Annotated in this window: 11 protein-coding genes; 8 read left to right on the forward strand and 3 right to left on the reverse strand. The window is 62.2% G+C overall.

Annotated elements, in window-relative coordinates; translation table 11 throughout:
- Window position 1 precedes the first annotated feature (1 nt).
- The 5 genes from H7F36_RS15310 to H7F36_RS15330 all read left to right on the forward strand — a co-directional run bounded on the left by H7F36_RS15310 (window position 2) and on the right by H7F36_RS15330 (window position 5,890).
- Complete coding sequence (locus H7F36_RS15310) at window positions 2-1,207, forward strand: glycosyltransferase family 4 protein (RefSeq protein ID WP_187051632.1); 1,206 nt, start codon at window positions 2-4, stop codon at window positions 1,205-1,207.
- Window positions 1,204-2,100 (forward strand): glycosyltransferase family 2 protein, encoded by an 897-nt coding sequence (locus tag H7F36_RS15315; protein ID WP_187055155.1) that lies wholly within the window; start codon window positions 1,204-1,206, stop codon window positions 2,098-2,100. Before H7F36_RS15310 ends, H7F36_RS15315 begins: the two co-directional genes overlap by 4 nt.
- A 49-nt stretch (window positions 2,101-2,149) precedes the next feature.
- Complete coding sequence (locus H7F36_RS15320; protein WP_187051633.1) at window positions 2,150-3,208, forward strand: polysaccharide pyruvyl transferase family protein; 1,059 nt, start codon at window positions 2,150-2,152, stop codon at window positions 3,206-3,208.
- A 79-nt stretch (window positions 3,209-3,287) separates the two neighbouring features.
- Complete coding sequence (locus tag H7F36_RS15325; RefSeq protein WP_222620385.1) at window positions 3,288-4,652, forward strand: hypothetical protein; 1,365 nt, start codon at window positions 3,288-3,290, stop codon at window positions 4,650-4,652.
- An 8-nt stretch (window positions 4,653-4,660) separates the two neighbouring features.
- Window positions 4,661-5,890, forward strand: coding sequence for an acyltransferase family protein (locus H7F36_RS15330; RefSeq protein ID WP_187051635.1), 1,230 nt, complete (start codon window positions 4,661-4,663; stop codon window positions 5,888-5,890).
- Window positions 5,891-5,899: 9 nt separating this feature from the next.
- Here H7F36_RS15330 and H7F36_RS15335 read toward each other — a convergent pair whose 3' ends face one another.
- From H7F36_RS15335 to galE, 3 genes are all read right to left on the reverse strand, one after another.
- Entirely contained in the window at window positions 5,900-6,967 is a 1,068-nt protein-coding gene (locus tag H7F36_RS15335; protein WP_187051636.1) for an acyltransferase family protein, read from the reverse strand.
- Between the two features lie 38 nt (window positions 6,968-7,005).
- Window positions 7,006-9,207 (reverse strand): polysaccharide biosynthesis tyrosine autokinase, encoded by a 2,202-nt coding sequence (locus tag H7F36_RS15340; protein ID WP_187051637.1) that lies wholly within the window; start codon window positions 9,205-9,207, stop codon window positions 7,006-7,008.
- A gap of 257 nt (window positions 9,208-9,464) precedes the next feature.
- A complete protein-coding gene (galE, locus tag H7F36_RS15345) occupies window positions 9,465-10,478 on the reverse strand; it encodes a UDP-glucose 4-epimerase GalE (RefSeq protein ID WP_187051638.1) in 1,014 nt (337 codons plus the stop codon).
- Window positions 10,479-10,680: 202 nt separating this feature from the next.
- Here galE and H7F36_RS15350 point away from each other — a divergent pair, with 202 nt between their 5' ends.
- From H7F36_RS15350 to H7F36_RS15360, 3 genes are all read left to right on the forward strand, one after another.
- Entirely contained in the window at window positions 10,681-12,846 is a 2,166-nt protein-coding gene (locus tag H7F36_RS15350; protein ID WP_187051639.1) for a putative bifunctional diguanylate cyclase/phosphodiesterase, read from the forward strand.
- Between the two features lie 79 nt (window positions 12,847-12,925).
- Complete coding sequence (locus H7F36_RS15355; RefSeq protein WP_187054999.1) at window positions 12,926-14,362, forward strand: M20 family metallopeptidase; 1,437 nt, start codon at window positions 12,926-12,928, stop codon at window positions 14,360-14,362.
- 51 nt (window positions 14,363-14,413) lie between these two features.
- Window positions 14,414-16,315: a diguanylate cyclase gene (locus H7F36_RS15360; protein ID WP_187051640.1), complete on the forward strand. Its 1,902-nt coding sequence runs from the start codon at window positions 14,414-14,416 to the stop codon at window positions 16,313-16,315.
- Window positions 16,316-16,332: the final 17 nt, after the last annotated feature.

A 16,332-nucleotide genomic window follows, 5' to 3' on the forward strand; every position in this document is an offset into this window, starting at 1 on the left:
CATGCCCGGGCTTGTGATCAACGGCAAGTTTCTGCAACGCTCGACGAGTCGGTCCGGCGTCTATCGCGTGGCGCGTGAATTGTTGGTCGCGCTGGACAACCTATTCGCCCAAAACCCGGCGTTGGCCAATGCGGTGCCGTGTCGCGTGATCGTGCCGGGTGGCCGAGGCACCGACCTCCAGCTTTCTCGCATCGGGGTGGAAGTCGACCATGGGGCCAGTGAGATGAGGCCTCTGATGCGTCGGCTTTACGGCGCGCTATGGGAACAACTGGTGCTGCCCCGACGTGCCAGTGGCGACACGCTGATCAGTCTTTGCAACATGGGGCCTGTGATGCATGGCCAAGCATTCACCATGGTTCACGATGCGCAGGTCTACACCTCGCCTGCCTCGTACTCCCGCCTTTTCGGAACCTGGTACCGGTTGATGCTGCCCCGGCTGGGCAAACGCAACAGGGCATTGCTGACCGTCTCCGATTTCTCGCGAAAACAACTGGACGAGTTTGGCGTGGCCGATGCAGCGCGCATCCATGTGATCCACAACGGTTGCGACCATGTGTTGCGGCTCGTCGCGGACTCGGCCAAGGTCGATGCGGCTGGCCTTGCAGGCGAGCGCTACGTGCTCGCCCTTGCGAACATTCAGCTGCACAAAAATATCGCAGTGTTGCTGAAAGCTTTTCAGGCGCCCGCGTTGAGCGACATGACCCTTGCGCTCTTCGGTCCGGCAAAACGCGAGGACTTCGAGAGTCGAGGTCACGTCGTGCCGATCAACGTCGAGTTCCTGGGGTTCGTCAGTGACGAAGAATTGGCGGGACTGCTCCAACGCGCCACCGCACTGGCTTTTCCTTCCACCACTGAGGGATTCGGGCTACCGCCGTTGGAAGCGATGGCGCTCGGTTGCCCGACCGTCGTTGCGCCCTGCGGTGCGTTACCCGAAGTCTGCGGTGACGCATCGCTATGGGCCGATGCGCACGACGCCGATCAGTGGGCCGCGCAGATTGTTCGTCTGCGTGATGACGAGGTCCTGCGCGCAGACATGAAGCGCCGCGGGCGAACTCAGGCCGCAAAGTTCACATGGGACAAGGCTGCGCGTCGGTTGCTCGAAATCGTGATCGGACAGCCGTTGGCCGATGCCGACCTGTTGGCACCTGCGCATCGTATCGATCGTCGGCCACTTGCACCGCCGTCGTTGTCGGGGCGTGCGCTGTGACGCAGTCGCTCAATATTGCGATCGCTATCGCCACTGCGGGGCGCCGAGAGGTGGTTGCTGAAACCATCGGTTTGCTCGCTGGCCAGTCCCGAATGGCGAACGAATTGATGATTTGCCCGGCCACGGAGCAGGACTTCGATCCGGTATGTTTGCAGGGCTACTCGGGACCGGCTCGCGTTTTTCGCGGACCGGTCGGCTCGTCGCCGCAGCGCAATGTGCTGCTCGACGCGACCGAAGCCGACGTAGTGATCTTCTTCGACGACGACTTCCTGCCGTCCGACGACTATGTCGCGGAGGTCGAGAGGATGTTCGCAGCCAACCCTGAAGTCGTCGTTACCACCGGAAAACTACTGCGCGACGGTGCGCTTGGTCCCGGCATCGTTCACGAGGAGGGGCTGCGTCTCTTGAGAGAAGCGGGACCGAACAGCGAGGCCCAGTCGATAACGTCGACATACAACGGCTACGGATGCAATCTCGCCGTTCGCATGAAGACGGTGCGTGATCATGGAATCCGCTTCGACGAACGCCTTCCGCTCTATGCATGGCTCGAAGACGTGGACTTCTCGCGGCAGCTCGCATTGCATGGCGACATCGTCAAGGTTGCGCGCTTGCGCGGCGTTCACCTCGGTACCAAACGAACGGGTCGTAGCCCGGGGGCTCGCCTCGGCTATTCGCAAGTTGCCAACCCTGTCTATCTGGCACGCAAGGGGACCATGCGTTGGCCGCTGGCTTTGAAGCAGGTCGGAAAAAACATGCTCGCCAACGGCCTGCGCAGTTTTTCTCCGGAGCCTTGGGTCGATCGGCGTGGCCGCTTGCTGGGAAACATGCGGGCGATCAAAGACTTGATCGGCGGAAAGATGAGTCCAGAGAGGGCCTTGAACGTCTCGCGGTAGACGTGTGCATATTGCTCATCGAACGGTTGAAGCTCTCAAGGCGCTGTCAATGTCCACTTACATCCAGACCAATTTTTCTGTGCTCCCAGGGGACTTCGTGAACCTGGGAGATGCGATGCTTTCGCTCGCCGCAGCACGTCGCATGACGCGCGACGGTGGTCGCGTCTCGGTGTTGCCCTATCGACGGCCCAGCGACGAAGTGCGCGAAGAATTCGAGAAAGAAGGGTTTGAAGTCATCTCCATGCGGGATCATCCTTTGCTTGCATTTCGGGTCTGCAACAGTTCCTCGATCTGGATCGGTGGCGGCCACGCCATCAGAAATGAAGTCTCCCTGGGCTGGCTGTCTTTCACCACCGTCGTGTCGTGGCTGGCCAGAAAATCCGGACGAAATGTACGGGTCATTGGCTCCGGGGCGACCCACATCAAGTCGCGTTGGAGGCGATGGCTGTTCGGTAATATCTTTTCTGCTTGCGACAAGGTCTGCGTCCGCGATCAGCTCTCGGAAAAGTCACTGAAAGCGGACTTTCCTGATGCCGCCGAGAAGGTAAATCTGGTCGGCGATCTCGCATTCCTTAAAGGGCGCCTCGATTTTCACGCAAACCTGCTCGAAGAATTCTCTTGTGTGGTTTCTCCCGGCATCGACCTCGTCGAGGGCCGAACTGAAGATCCTCAGGAGATCCTCGAAGCGTTGCGGGTGCTGTTCGAACGATTCAAAATGAAGCACGTCATCATCGTGTCCCACGATTCCAGGAGCGAGTTCGGACTTCCTTTTTGCGAGGCTTTCGAATCGGTCGTTCGCGAGGCGCTTCCAGTGACGGTGGAAGTGATTACGCAAAAGGGAATCGAACACGGCCTGATGGAACCGTATGGCCGAGCGCGCTGGATCATCACGGGTCGCCTTCATGGTCTGATCATCGGTGCCATGCTGCGCAGACGGGTGTTCTACACGACCGGCTCTGCCAAAAAGCTGCGGCCGTTTGCGGAACTCTTTGAATATGGAATGGCAACGCACGTGCAGGGCATCCAATCCCCAAGTACCGCAAACGAATCGATCGCGCCGGCTGTTCTCAAACAGGGAATTGCCGCTGAATTGAATTTCAATGTGTAGAGCGGTTTCAGTCTTGGGTGTGCATCGACTTCGTCGCGCTACGCGCTTGGCGTCAAGCGCTGTCTTGCTCGCCGTGACGATGGCGTCGACCCATGGCGCCGACCCTGCAAGCGCGGCGCGTCCCTTCGGTGATTTCGTCGGCTTGGGCGTCAAGTTCCTTCAGGGCCAGCCACTCGACACCTTGCCCATGTTGGCCGACCTGAAGGTCAAGTGGGTGCGCGAGCACGTCAGCTGGTCGGCTGTCGAGCCATCGCCCAGCCAAATACCCGGTCGCTATGCCGCGTTGCCCGATAACCTTCGAACGCAACTCGCCTACTACCGCGCAAACGACATCGGCGTGGTGGCGCTGCTCACCCTTTCCAACGGAAAGACTGCACCGCAGACGGCTGCAGACGTAGCGCGTGATGCCGACCCTGCGGCTTTCGGTCGGTTCGCGGCGGAAGCTGCACGCCTGCTGAAGGCGGAGGGTGTGCGCTTCGTGCTCGAAGTGGGCAATGAACCGCACAACTCGTTCCTCCCCAAGGCGCTCGGTGGGCAGTGGAACGGCAAGGCTCCGTCGCCATGGCTCGATCACTACGTTCGCATGGTGAACGCCGCGGTGCAGGAAGTGAAGGCCATCGACCCCGCTGTCAAGGTGCTCGCCGGCGACGACATGTGGGTCATCGACTACTGGATGCTTGCAGGCGGTCTCGATCCGCGTCTCGACGGTCTCACGGTCCACCCCTACACCCCCGGCATTCCCGAGATCACGGCAATTGCGAACGACACCGACTGGGTGCGCCCCTTTGTCGCCGTCGATCCGGATCGCTCGTTCCAGTCTGCATTCGTGCGCTTGCGTGCAGCGGCGCTCGCGCGACAGGGCCGTCCATTGGAGCTTTGGGTCACGGAAATGGGATGGCCGGTCGCAGAGGGCGCGAGCCCTGTCAAAGGCAGCGTGCCTGAGCGCACCGCGGCTGCGTACATCCCGAGGTCTTTTATCCTGGCCGCCGAGGCGGATGTCAAAGGCTTTTTATGGTTCTCATCGAATGACTCCGTGGACGGACCGATGGGGCTCACACGCAACGACCGTACGCAAAGGCTGACGTATGGCGCATTCAAAACGATGACGTCGGAGCTCGGCACCTTGCGCTTTGCGCGGCGCTTGCTCGGGGGGCAGGGCACTTCGGCCGCTGCACAGGCGTTCCTGTTCACGGACGATCGCACCAGCACCGTCGTTGCCTGGCAAGCCACGGGCAGCAACGACTCGGAGCTCGTTGTCCCGCAAGCTGGCACGGAGCAGTTGATGGTCACCGACTTACTGGGTCGTCAGCGAACGCTGCAGGCGAACGACGGTCGATTCGCGGTGGCGCTCAGCGGCGAGCCCGTCTACGTGCGGCTTTCATCAGGGGCAACGCAGATTCCCCAGATCACGGTCAAGTCATCGACTGCGAAGGTCCGCCCATGAGAGCGACCATGAAGATCCGTCCCTCAAGTGCCCTGACCAACGGTGGCGAGAGGCTGGCTGGCATCGATGGTTTGCGCGCAATCGCGATGACCATGGTGATCGCGCAGCACTGCGGCCTGCTTCCTTTCGGATGGATCGGCGTGTGGTTGTTCTTTGTCATCTCGGGCTATGTGATCACCCGCGGCTTCATCGCGGAAGAAGCTTTGGTTCACCTTGGCCGGGCCCTGCCATCGGCAGGTCGGAGGTATCGCGCATTCGTGCGTCGGCGGCTGCTGCGCATCGTTCCTGCGTACGCCCTCTATCTCGGCGTATGCGTGTTGCTCTTTGCGATCCCGTACGGCATGGCTGGTTCGATCGACTCGATCGGCCTGATCACATTCACCTACAACTGGCAGATGGTGTTTCAGCCCGTGGCATCGACAATGCATTGGCCCGCGATCGCACATCTTTGGACATTAAGCGTCGAACAGCAGTTCTATGTGTTCTTCCCTTTGCTCTTTCTAGGTGTGCCGGAACGATGGCGCTGGAAGTTGGCAGGTGCCCTGGTGTTGCTGGCGCCACTGACGCGCTGGCTCTGGCTGCTCGTCGTAGGCGCAGCAATGCCGGACGCAGACGCCGGCAGGCTGGCCTTCAGTGTCTATGCGGCGACCATTTGCCAGATCGATGCATTCCTGCTTGGCGCGTTGATCGCACGGTTCCAGCCGCAGCTCTTGCGCAACCCGCGTGTGCCGATGCGCTGGTTGTGGGTGGCGCTTGCCGCGATTGCGGTGTTTGCCGTGATCTACATGTCACTCAACTACGCGCGTGGCGATCGTGGTGCAGACGTGCTCAAGAACATCTTCTCCGGCATCGTGTACGGCCAGCAGCGCGAGTTGTTCGGGTACTCGGTCATCAATCTGTTTGCGGCCGGGGTACTGCTGGTGACCATCGCGGGTGTGCGTGGAACGGCCTGGTTGTCGAAGCCATGGATGACTTGGATCGGCCGCATTTCCTACGGCGGCTATCTGTTCCACGCATTGGTGCTGTGGATTCTGTCCGAGTCGATCGGTGAGCAGTTGAAGTACGCGCCTACGGCATGGCGTGTCGCCGGGTTCGCTGCCGTATTCATGACAACAGTAGGGCTGGCCTCGCTGTCATTCAGCTGTTTCGAGCAGCCGATTGCTCGGCGCTTCAAGGCTTGGGCGTCGGGACATGCGTCTGCACTTCGCATGCTCAAGTCGGCAAAGATCGAGCCTTGACCCCCCCGTTCAGCGGCGGTGTGCAGCCGTAGCGGTTTTCTTTTTTCGAGTGGAAAGCATTCGCTTCAGATACCGTCGCGCCGCAGGATCGTAGGTTCTGGCGAGGTAGAGCGACACAGCACAAATGCCGACAATAAATGCCGGAATCCAGACAGCCGGGCTGACGCCGAGTTTGCGAGCGAGATATGAGAAGCTGAACAGCGGACCGAAGTGCAGCATGTAGACCGGGTAGGAGATGTCACCGAGCACCGTCGCAACACGCTTCAAAGCAGCCGGTGGATTGAATGCGACTCCCATGCAGACGATCGCAGGGAAGCACAGAACGATTGCAACGATGTCGTAAAGCGCCCGGTATTCTGGCGAAACGTCGACAACCAGCACCGCGCAAAGCGCCGCCGCAGCGACGACTGAAAGTGATGAATCCCGCGGCTGGCTCCCGGTCCCGTATTTAGTCAGCAGCACGCCGAGGCCAAAACCGAAGAAGCTGCGAACGAGGCCGAAGTGAACTTCTGACCAGGTATAGCCCGCTTCAGCCCATCCGGTGCCAACGACCAATGCGCACATTGCGATGCAAAGAACAACAACGTATGCAATCAATGTGCGTTTCGATGCTCTGACGAGCACGCTGGCCCAAACCACATTGACAAGAAGTTCGAAGTAAATCGACCACGACGGGCCATTGATGGGAGCGAGTTCATCCGTTGCAGGAGAAGGCAACATCAGGAGATTGAAGACGGCGCTAATTCCAAGGTCAGGCCACGACATTTGAATGGCGTGGTCCGTCGCGATCTGCGCTAGGCGCCGGAGCAAGCCAATCAAGAAGCCCAGGAGGTAAAGCGGGTAAAGCCGGATGAACCGCTCCATCAGAAAATCAGTGAGAGACAGGCCTCTTTCGAGTCTCGTCTGATAGGCCCTCGCAATGACGACGCCACTCAGCAGAAAAAAGAAGTCGACTGCGAGGTAGCCGCTCTGCGCGAACGGCCCGATGAAATCGAGATGGAACAGGATGACGCCGACCGCTGCCAGCCCGCGCATCGCGTCGAGCGTCAACAGACGCGAATTTTTGAAAGGAAGCATTGGAAGGCTCGCCGCCTCTTACGCGGCTTGGCGACTTGTTACGCTGCCTTGGCCGCGTACTCATAGTCCGAGTACTTGTAGCCCCCATGGCGGTAGCCCTGGTTGCCGTTGTACCGGCGACGAAAGTCCATTCCGTTGAAGAGCACCCCGTCGATCTTCACACCGGCTTTTGCAAGCCGGCGAACACTCTCGTTCAGTTCCCCCAGCTGGCTCTTTCCGGCACGCGCCACGAGCAGCACGAGTCCGCAGGCGGGTGCCACTGCCGCCGCATCGGCTGCCACCAGCACTGGCGCAGAGTCGATGACCACGCTGTCGTAGCGTGATGAAAGTTCGTCGAGCGCGACGGTAAATGCCGCGGACTCCAGCATGTCCGCAGGCAAGCGAGGCAGCTTGCCGGTGGTCAGCACATCGAGATTGGGGCGCACCTGCACATGGATGGCTTGTTGCGCACTGAGTTTGCCGGTGAGGAGTTCAGACAATCCTCCCTCGTGCGGGAGACTGAAGGTGCCACTCAGATCGCGTTTTCGAAGGTCGGCATTGATGAGCAGCACACGCTTGCCGGACTGGGCCAGCAGCATCGCGAAGTTGCGGGCGATAAAGCTTTTGCCGATACCGGGGGTGGCACCGGTAACGAGTATGCGGTTATTGCTTGCCTCGGCCATCGCAATCTTGAGACCGACGCGCAGTTCACGCAAAGCTTCTATCGGGTGACTGTGCGGAGATACATCGGCGAGCAAGGTACCGGACGACTTCTTTCTGCCGGTGCCTCGATCGATCAGAAGCTGCTCCGGGCTGTGGGGCACCACGGCATACACGTCCAGGCCGGTGTGGACTTCGATCTCTTCAGGGTTGTGAACGCCCGGCCTGGAGCGGGAGCGCCATATTGCAAGCGCTGGCCCGACCATGAGACCCAGCACCAATGCAAGAGCGAGGACGATCAACTTCTGCGGCTTGACCGGCACCTTGGACACGGCGGCCTTGTCGACCAGCCGCACATTGCCGGTCTTTCCTTCCTTCAGCAACCGCATCTGCAACACGTTGCTCTGCATGGACTGGTACAGCGTGCCATTGACGCGCACGTCGCGCTCCAGCCTCAAGGCATCGCGCTGCACATTGGGCATGCCGGCAATGCGTGAATTAAGGGCGCCGAGTTCGCCCTGCACGGCGCCGATTTGCTTGTCCAACGTCAGCACACGAGAGCTTTGATCGGTGAAGTAGGGCTCCGTCTCGCGTCGCTTCTGTTGCAAGTCGAGAAGGCTGGTCTGCAAGGTCGCTGTTTTGGCCAGCCAGACCTTGGCCTCCTCGTCGAAGGCGACGGTGCCGTTCTCATTGCGAAAGTGCGCGTAGGCGTCTTCCGAAACCCTGAGCTGGCGCTCGAAGATGGGAAGTTGGGTGTTGAGAAACGTGATGGTTTTTTCGGCTTCCGCCGATTTGCGTTCCATGTTCTGCCGGAGATACTGCTCGGCGATGGCATTGAGAACGGCGGCCAGACGCACCCGGTTGCTGTCTTCCAGCGTCACGCCGATCACGTTGGACTGGCGGCCCTGCTCGACCATTTGCAGACGTCCTTGCAAAGCGTCGACGGCGCGATCCAGTGATGCCGCATAGACGTTGAATTGAGCCCCGGGCTTGCCGGACAACTGGCTCAGCTGAATGTCCACGACGCCGTCGGACAGCGTTTGCCGCAGCGGTTGCCCGACCACGCCCTCGAGCGGCACGTCGAGCAGTTCATGACTCACTCGATAGCGTCCGCCGCCGAGCGTCGTAATGATGAACGGTCCGGTGTCCTCGAGCGAAGGCGGCACAGTGAAGCGGGTCACGTCGATGCGCTCGGTTCCGCTCACATAGCCGCCGAGAAGAGGGTCCGAAAAACCAACGGCGCGGCGGGCGAGCCATGGGCCGACCAGTGGCAGATAACGCGGTTGTGCATTTATCAGCAAGCCCGCCTGTTCGGCCGCCGCGTTCAACACCATTCGAGAGCCGAGAACCTGAAGCTCGCCGGTGACTGGCGTCTTGACCTCGAACATGCCAGTGGTCTCATTGAGAAAGCTCTTGCTGTCTGGCGCGGAGTCTTCGACCTGTACCAGCAGGTTGGCGCGATACACGGGTGTAGCCAGAGTCACGTAGGCGAGACCAATGAATAGTGCCGTTGCAACGATGCCGCCGATCAACCACTTGTGGTCGAGCAGGATGTCTTTGTAGGCCGACAAGCGCGGTGCTTCTTCGGCATCGACCAACATGGTGCTTTCACCCGAATTTGTGAGTGTCCGCGCGCGAACATCGGGCGTCAAAGTGATGGGGGATCTGCTCATGCTAAGTGGAAAGTTCCTGTATGCAACGCCAGAGCGCGCATCGAGTGTTGGAACTGCATTAGAGAGCAGAAATCGTGCCTCAGGCCCTCAATGGAGAGTCATCAATAGAACGTTGCATTGCGATACAAGAGCGTCGGAAAGGCGAGTCAGAGAAATCTGTGGACACTCCCAGAAACTCATCAGTTTTAATAGCCCTTTGGGTTACTTTTTTGCCAGCGCCAACTGTCTTCGCACATCTGTTGCAATCCGCGACGTGCCTTCCAACCAAGTGTTGCGTGCGCGAGTGACGGGTCGCCCCAATAAGCAGGCACATCGCCTGCACGGCGCGGCCCAATGTCATAGGCAATGGGCTGGCCGCTCGCCAGCTCGAAGGCCTTGACGACATCGAGCACCGAGGCCCCTTGACCCGTGCCGAGATTCACTGTCACGAGGCCCGGTGCAAGTGCCGCGTGACTCAACGCGGCGACATGCCCTTCGGCCAGGTCCATCACATGCACGTAGTCGCGCACTCCCGTGCCATCGGGTGTCGGGTAGTCACCGCCATGCACTGCAAGACGGTCGCGCAGTCCCACTGCGACCTGGCACACATAGGGCATCAGGTTGTTCGGCTTGCCCTGCGGGTGTTCGCCGATGAGTCCGCTTTCATGCGCGCCGACCGGATTGAAATACCGGAGCAGTGCAATGCGCCAGTCAGGCTGTGCGACATGCAAGTCGGCCAGCATCTGCTCGACCATGCGCTTCGAATGTCCGTAGGGGCTCTCTGGCCGGCATGGCGCGCTCTCGGGTATGGGCGAACTTTCCGGCTCGCCGTAGACGGTGGCCGATGACGAAAAGATCAGCGTCTTGACGCCTGCCGCTTGCATCGCCGCGGCGAGAACCAGCGTGCCGTTCACGTTGTTGTCGTAGTAGTGCAGCGGGTCTGCGACGGAATCGCCTACGGCTTTGAGGCCGGCGAAATGCATCACGGCTGCAATGGCGTGTTCTCGGAACAGGCGGTCGAGCAGGGCGCGGTCGCGCACGTCGCCTTCGATGAATTCGATGGTTTTGCCGGTGATCGTGGCAAGCCGCCGAAGCACACGCACGTCGCTGTTGCCGAGGTTGTCGAGGATCACAGGTGTGTAGCCGGCTGCCACCAGCGCGACGCAAGTGTGGCTGCCGATAAAGCCGGCGCCGCCGGTGACGAGGATCAGTTCGCTCATGTCGTTCCCTCAGAAAGTCATTTGACCGGCGCTTATTCTGCGTGACTTCGACAGGAATCTAGGTGAGATGTCACCCTGTCGGAGCCTCGTTTCCTGACGCAGCCTGCCAACCAAAGGCCTCACGACCGCCGTTCGTCGGAGCGAGCGAATCTCAGCGCACCTTTAGCCTCAACTTGAGCGTGTGCATGCCGATATGAGAGGGATGACCGAATCCCTGTTCCTTAGTTCGCACCACGACCTGTGGATCGTCGCGGCTTCGGTCGTGATCGCGACGCTCGCGTCGTTCGTCACGCTCGACCTGTCGATGCGCGTGCGTTCGCCCAGCGGCGACGTGAGCAACACCTGGTGGATGACGGGTTCTCTGGTCATGGGCACGGGCATCTGGGCCATGCATTTTGTCGGCATGCTGGCATACACCTTGCCGATTCAGATCGGCTTTACCGCCTTCATTACGCTGGTGTCATGGGTGGCCGCAGTGGCCGCTGCCGCCGTTGCGCTGCGGGTGGCCAGCAGCGCCGACTACAGCACGCGGTCGATCGTCGTGGCCTCGCTGGCGATGGGCGTCGGCATCTGCGGTATGCACTACATCGGCATGGCGGCGCTGAGCGTCACGCCGGGCATCGTCTGGGACTACAGGATCGTGGTGGCCTCCGCGGTCATCGCTGTCGCTGCGTCGGCGGCGGCGCTGCTCATTTTCCGGATGCTGCTGCAAGTACGCGCGGAGCGGCGCTTTCCGATGCAACTGCTCGCGGCCGTCATCATGGGGATGGCGATCTCCGGCATGCACTACACCGGCATGGCCGCGGCGCAGTTTCCGGTCGGCACCGTGTGCCTGAGCGCCAACGCGCTGAACGGCAGCGGGCTGACCGCCATCGTCGTCGTTGCGTCGTGCATGCTGCTGGTCGGCGCGCTGCTGGCGTCGCTGCTCGAGGCGCGGCTGCAGATCGTCGCGCGGCAGCTGTCGCAGTCGCTGACCGAGTCGAACGCCCGCTTGCAAAGTGCCAACGACGAGCTGCTCAAACGCGCCTTCTCCGACCCGCTGACAGGCTTGCCGAACCGGCTGCTGTTCGAAGACCGCTTGCGACACGCGGTGCAACGGCTGGAGCAGGTCAACCAGTCGGGTGCCGCCGAACAACTCGCCGTGCTCTTCGTCGACCTCGACGGTTTCAAGCCGGTCAACGACTCCTTCGGCCACGCGGCCGGCGACCAGATCCTGAAAATCACCGCCGAGCGCCTCATCAAGCAGTCGCGTCCCGGTGATACCGTGGCCCGCGTCGGCGGTGACGAGTTCCTGCTGCTGCTCGAAGGCATGAAGGCGCAAGAAGACTGCGTGCAGATCATCGACCGCATCCTCTACGCGCTGTCTCGGCCCTTCGACATGATGGGCAAGCACCTGCAGATTGCGTGCTCCATCGGCGTGGTCATGCATCCGCTGCAAGGCGAGCCGGACAAACTGATCGCCAACGCCGACGTGGCCATGTACGCGGCCAAGCGCTCCGGCGGCTCCAGTTATGCGTTCTTCGAGTCGCACATGGCGGTCGACACGGCCGACCAGCTTCAGCTGCAGAGCGACCTCCGGCTGGCGCTGGAGAGCAACCAGTTCGAGCTGTACTACCAGCCCAAGATCGATGGCCGCCGCAATCGCATGAGCGGCGTCGAGGCGCTGGTTCGCTGGAACCATCCGCGGCTCGGTCTCGTGAGCCCCGACAGCTTCATCGGGCTTGCCGAACGCTACGGGCTGATCGTGCGGCTGGGCAACTGGGTGCTCAACGAGGCTTGCCGCCAGGTCGCAGACTGGAGCAAGGAGGGCACGCACATGCGGGTCGCCATCAACCTCTCTGCCAACCAACTGCGCGAGCCGACGTTGGTCGACAAAGTCGAAGAGGCGTTGCGCAAGCACGGCGTGCTCGGCTCGCAGCTGCTGTGCGAGATCACCGAATCGGTCGCGATGCAGGACATGAAGGTGACGCAGCGCACCTTCGAAGGCCTCTCGCGGCTGGGCGTGCATCTGTCGATCGACGACTTCGGCACTGGCTATTCCAGTCTGAGCCACTTGCGCGATTTGCCGGCGCGGCAACTCAAGATCGACCGCAGCTTCGTCAAGGACCTGGAGACCAAGGCGGATGCGCGCGCTGTCGTCGAAGCGGTGGTCAAGCTCGCCCATGCATTGAATCTGACGGTGGTGGCGGAGGGCGTCGAGACGCTGGGGCAGCGCGACATCGTGTTGAAGCTCGGCTGCGACGAGTTGCAAGGATTTTTCTACGCCCGGCCGATGCGGGCCTGCAAGATCCTGCCCTGGAAGTTCGACCAGGCAGCCAACGCCACGCGACCCGCAGAACTGGCGACGGCCTTCGGCACGCGGTTCTAGGCCGCTCCGCGGTCGGGCAGCCGCGGGACAGCGCTGCCAAAATAGGCTCGAAAGGATTTCCATGAGCCTCACGAGCCGTATGACCCGCACGCAGGCCCTTGCCCTGGCCGCCGATTACTTCGACGATGGCCGTTTTCAGCAGGTGCTGGCGCGCCGTGTCGCGTGCCCCACTGAAAGCCAGGAGCCGTCGCGCGATGCGGTGCTGGCTGCGTATCTGGCCGAGCAGATCGTGCCGGATCTCGAAGCGTTGGGCTTCGTCTGCACCACGCTCGCCAACCCGATCGCCGGCGGCAGTCCGTTTCTCATTGCGGAGCGGGCCGAGCCGGGTGCATCTTTTACCGTGCTGAGCTACGGCCACGGCGACGTGGTGCGCGGGCATGCGGCGCAGTGGCGGCAAGGCCTCGATCCGTGGCAATTGACCATTGAGGGCGACCGCTGGTACGGCCGCGGCACTGCGGACAACAAGGGGCAGCACTCGGTCAATCTGGGCGCGTTGTCGCAGGTGCTGGTCGCGCGGGAAGGTCGGCTCGGCTACAACCTGAAGCTGCTGCTGGAGATGGGCGAAGAGACTGGGTCGCCAGGCCTGCGCAAGGTGTGCGAACTGCATAGCGAGGCGCTGCGCGCCGATCTCTTTCTCGCATCCGACGGCCCACGCGTCGCAGCCGCTCGACCGACGCTGTTCCTCGGCTCGCGCGGCGGCCTCAACTTCGATTTGCGTATCGCGCTGCGGCCGTCGGGTCATCACTCCGGAAACTGGGGCGGCTTGCTGCGCAACCCCGGCATCCGTTTGGCGAACGCCATTGCCTGCCTGGTCGACGAGCGCGGCCGCATTCGTGTCCCGAGCCTGCTGCCTGATGCCTTGCCCGACAACGTGCGCCAGGCGCTCGAGTCCATCGAGGTCGGCGGTGGCGTGGGCGACCCCGAAGTCGATGCGGACTGGGGCGAGCCGGGCCTGTCGCCGGCCGAGCGCGTCTTCGGCTGGAACACGCTGGAGGTGCTGGCCTTCAAGACCGGCAACCCGGAAGCGCCGGTCAACGCCATCCCCGGCCACGCCAGCGCGCATTGCCAAATCCGCTATGTGGTCGGCAGCGACAGCACGCACTTTCTGGCGCATGTGCGCGAGCATCTCGACGCCCATGGCTACACCGATGTCGAAGTCACGCAGAGCGGCGAGCTGATGGAAGCCACGCGGCTCGACCCCGACAACGCGTGGGTGCGCTGGGCGCTGGCATCCATCGAGCGCAGCACCGGCAAGGTGCCCGCGCTGTTGCCCAACCTGGGCGGCACGCTGCCCAACGATGTCTTCGCCCACGTGCTCGGTTTGCCGACGCTGTGGGTGCCGCACTCGTATCCGGCCTGCGCGCAGCACGCGCCCAACGAGCACATGCTCGGCAGCGTGGCGCGCGAGTCGTTGCAGCTGATGGCAGGCTTGTTCTGGGACCTGGGCGCGGAGGGCGCGGCGATTGCCGCCGAGCGCCGATCAGCACCTGTAAACACCCGCAGTTCCGCGTTTTGAAGCCGCGCATCTCCGCTTAAATGCAGGGACCACGTTTCAAAGTGTCGCTGCATGCTGCTTCCGCAAAGTCAAGCCAACGAAGGACCGCGCATCAAGGCGCTGGACGACCTGCGCGTGCTCGACACCGAAGCCGAAGCGGCCTATGACGACATCGCAGCGCTCGCGGCGCAGATTTGCGGCACGCCAGTGGCATTGGTGTCGTTCGTCGACCGCGAGCGGCAATGGAACAAGGCCACGGTCGGCCTGACGATCTCCGACACGGCGCGTGCGCATTCGTTTTGTGCGCACGCCATCGAAGTGTCCGACGCGCTGCTGGTGATCGAAGACGCCACGCTCGACGACCGGTTCGCGGGCAACCCGCTCGTAACGGCCGATCCGCACCTGCGCTTCTACGCCGGTGCGCCCATCGTGACAGCGGCCGGTGCCGCGTTGGGCACCGTCTGCGTCATCGACACCCGCCCCCGACAAATCAGCGACGCGCAGCGCGATGCCTTGGCCATGTTGGCACGCCAGGCCGCATCGCTGCTGGCGTTGCGCGCACGCACGCATGAAGCCGAAGCGCTGGCGCTGGAACGCGACCGGCTCGCCACCGAGGCCGATCTGCATCAAAAGCGCAGCGACCAGCTGCTCGACCTGGTGCTGCGCGGCGGCGACCTGGGCTTGTGGGACCTCGATGTGGCGTCGGGCCGGTGGACGATCAACACACGCGAGCGCACCATGCTCGGCTACAGCGCCGATGAAGCGCAGCCGGGCAGCCTCGACTGGAAGGGGCTGATCCATCCCGACGACTGGCGCGCCTATGCGGCCGAGTTCAATAGTCATCTGCTGGGCCGCACGCCGTTCTGCGAGTTCGTGCACCGCATGCGCCACCGCGATGGGCAATGGATCTGGGTCATGAGCCGCAGCGTTGCCGTCGAGCGCAACGCCGACGGCCGTCCGCTGCGCGTGGTCGGCACGCACATTGACGTGACTGCGCAGCGGCAGGCTGAAGAAGAGCGGCGCAAGACCGGCGAGCGGCTCGAACTGGCGCTGAGCGGCGGCGACATCGGCCTGTGGGACCTCGACTTGCGTACGGGCAGGGCGACCTACAACGCGCAGTGGTGGGTCATGTTCGGCTACGTGGTCGGCGAGATCGAGGCCGTCGACGGGCTGTGGCAAAGCATGGTTCATCCGGAGGACTACGACGCGGCGCGCACTGGGCTGGCGCGGCATGTGAATGGCGAGACGCCCATGTATGAAGGCGAAGTCAGGGTGCGCCATAAAGACGGCCGCTGGTTGTGGATTCAGAACCGCGCCAAGGTGGTCGAGCGCGGGCTGGACGGCGCCGCGCTGCGCATCGTCGGCGTCAACCTGAACATCAGCGAACTCAAGCAAAAGCAACTGCTGCTCGATGCGCTGGCCCGAGAAGACGCACTCACCGGTTTGCCCAATCGCCGCTCGTTCGAAGAGCGGGTGTGCGATGCCATGGCGCGGTCGCGCCGTTCACGCACTCCCATGTGCCTGATGTACCTCGACGTCGACAACTTCAAGCACATCAACGACTCGCACGGCCATGCCGGCGGTGATGCGGTGTTGAAGGAATTCGCGCGACGCATCAAGCGCGGCGTGCGCACCACCGACATGGCGGCGCGCTATGCGGGCGACGAGTTCGTGCTGCTGCTGGAAGACGTGGCTGGCGAAGAGGCTGCAGCCATCGCAGCGCGCAGAATTCTGATGGCACTGAAGCCTGTCTTCGGCATCCCGGGTGGTGCGTTGCGTGTGACGACCAGCATCGGCGTCGCGTTGTCGGGCATCGACGATGAAGACATTCCTGCGCTGCTGGCACGTGCCGATGCGGCCCTCTACGAAGCCAAGAAGGGCGGGCGCAACGGTTTCCGCATGGCGGGTGCGGAGTTCAACTCGTTGGTCGGCAGCGATGCGGTGCCGGCCGCTGCTTCGACGTTGAAGCATTGAGACACTGACGCCCGATT

The organism is Variovorax sp. PAMC28562 (genome assembly GCF_014303735.1).
GTDB lineage: Bacteria > Pseudomonadota > Gammaproteobacteria > Burkholderiales > Burkholderiaceae_C > Variovorax.

Bases quoted from the DNA above. Each gene is read 5' to 3' on its own strand.
- H7F36_RS15310 (WP_187051632.1), top strand. From the start codon at position 2: ATGCCCGGGCTTGTGATCAACGGCAAGTTTCTGCAACGCTCGACGAGT.
- H7F36_RS15320 (WP_187051633.1), top strand. From the start codon at position 2,150: ATGTCCACTTACATCCAGACCAATTTTTCTGTGCTCCCAGGGGACTTC.
- H7F36_RS15325 (WP_222620385.1), top strand. From the start codon at position 3,288: ATGGCGTCGACCCATGGCGCCGACCCTGCAAGCGCGGCGCGTCCCTTC.
- H7F36_RS15330 (WP_187051635.1), top strand. From the start codon at position 4,661: ATGAAGATCCGTCCCTCAAGTGCCCTGACCAACGGTGGCGAGAGGCTG.
- H7F36_RS15335 (WP_187051636.1), bottom strand. From the start codon at position 6,967: ATGCTTCCTTTCAAAAATTCGCGTCTGTTGACGCTCGACGCGATGCGC.
- H7F36_RS15340 (WP_187051637.1), bottom strand. From the start codon at position 9,207: ATGTTGGTCGATGCCGAAGAAGCACCGCGCTTGTCGGCCTACAAAGAC.
- galE (WP_187051638.1), bottom strand. From the start codon at position 10,478: ATGAGCGAACTGATCCTCGTCACCGGCGGCGCCGGCTTTATCGGCAGC.
- H7F36_RS15350 (WP_187051639.1), top strand. From the start codon at position 10,681: ATGACCGAATCCCTGTTCCTTAGTTCGCACCACGACCTGTGGATCGTC.
- H7F36_RS15355 (WP_187054999.1), top strand. From the start codon at position 12,926: ATGACCCGCACGCAGGCCCTTGCCCTGGCCGCCGATTACTTCGACGAT.
- H7F36_RS15360 (WP_187051640.1), top strand. From the start codon at position 14,414: ATGCTGCTTCCGCAAAGTCAAGCCAACGAAGGACCGCGCATCAAGGCG.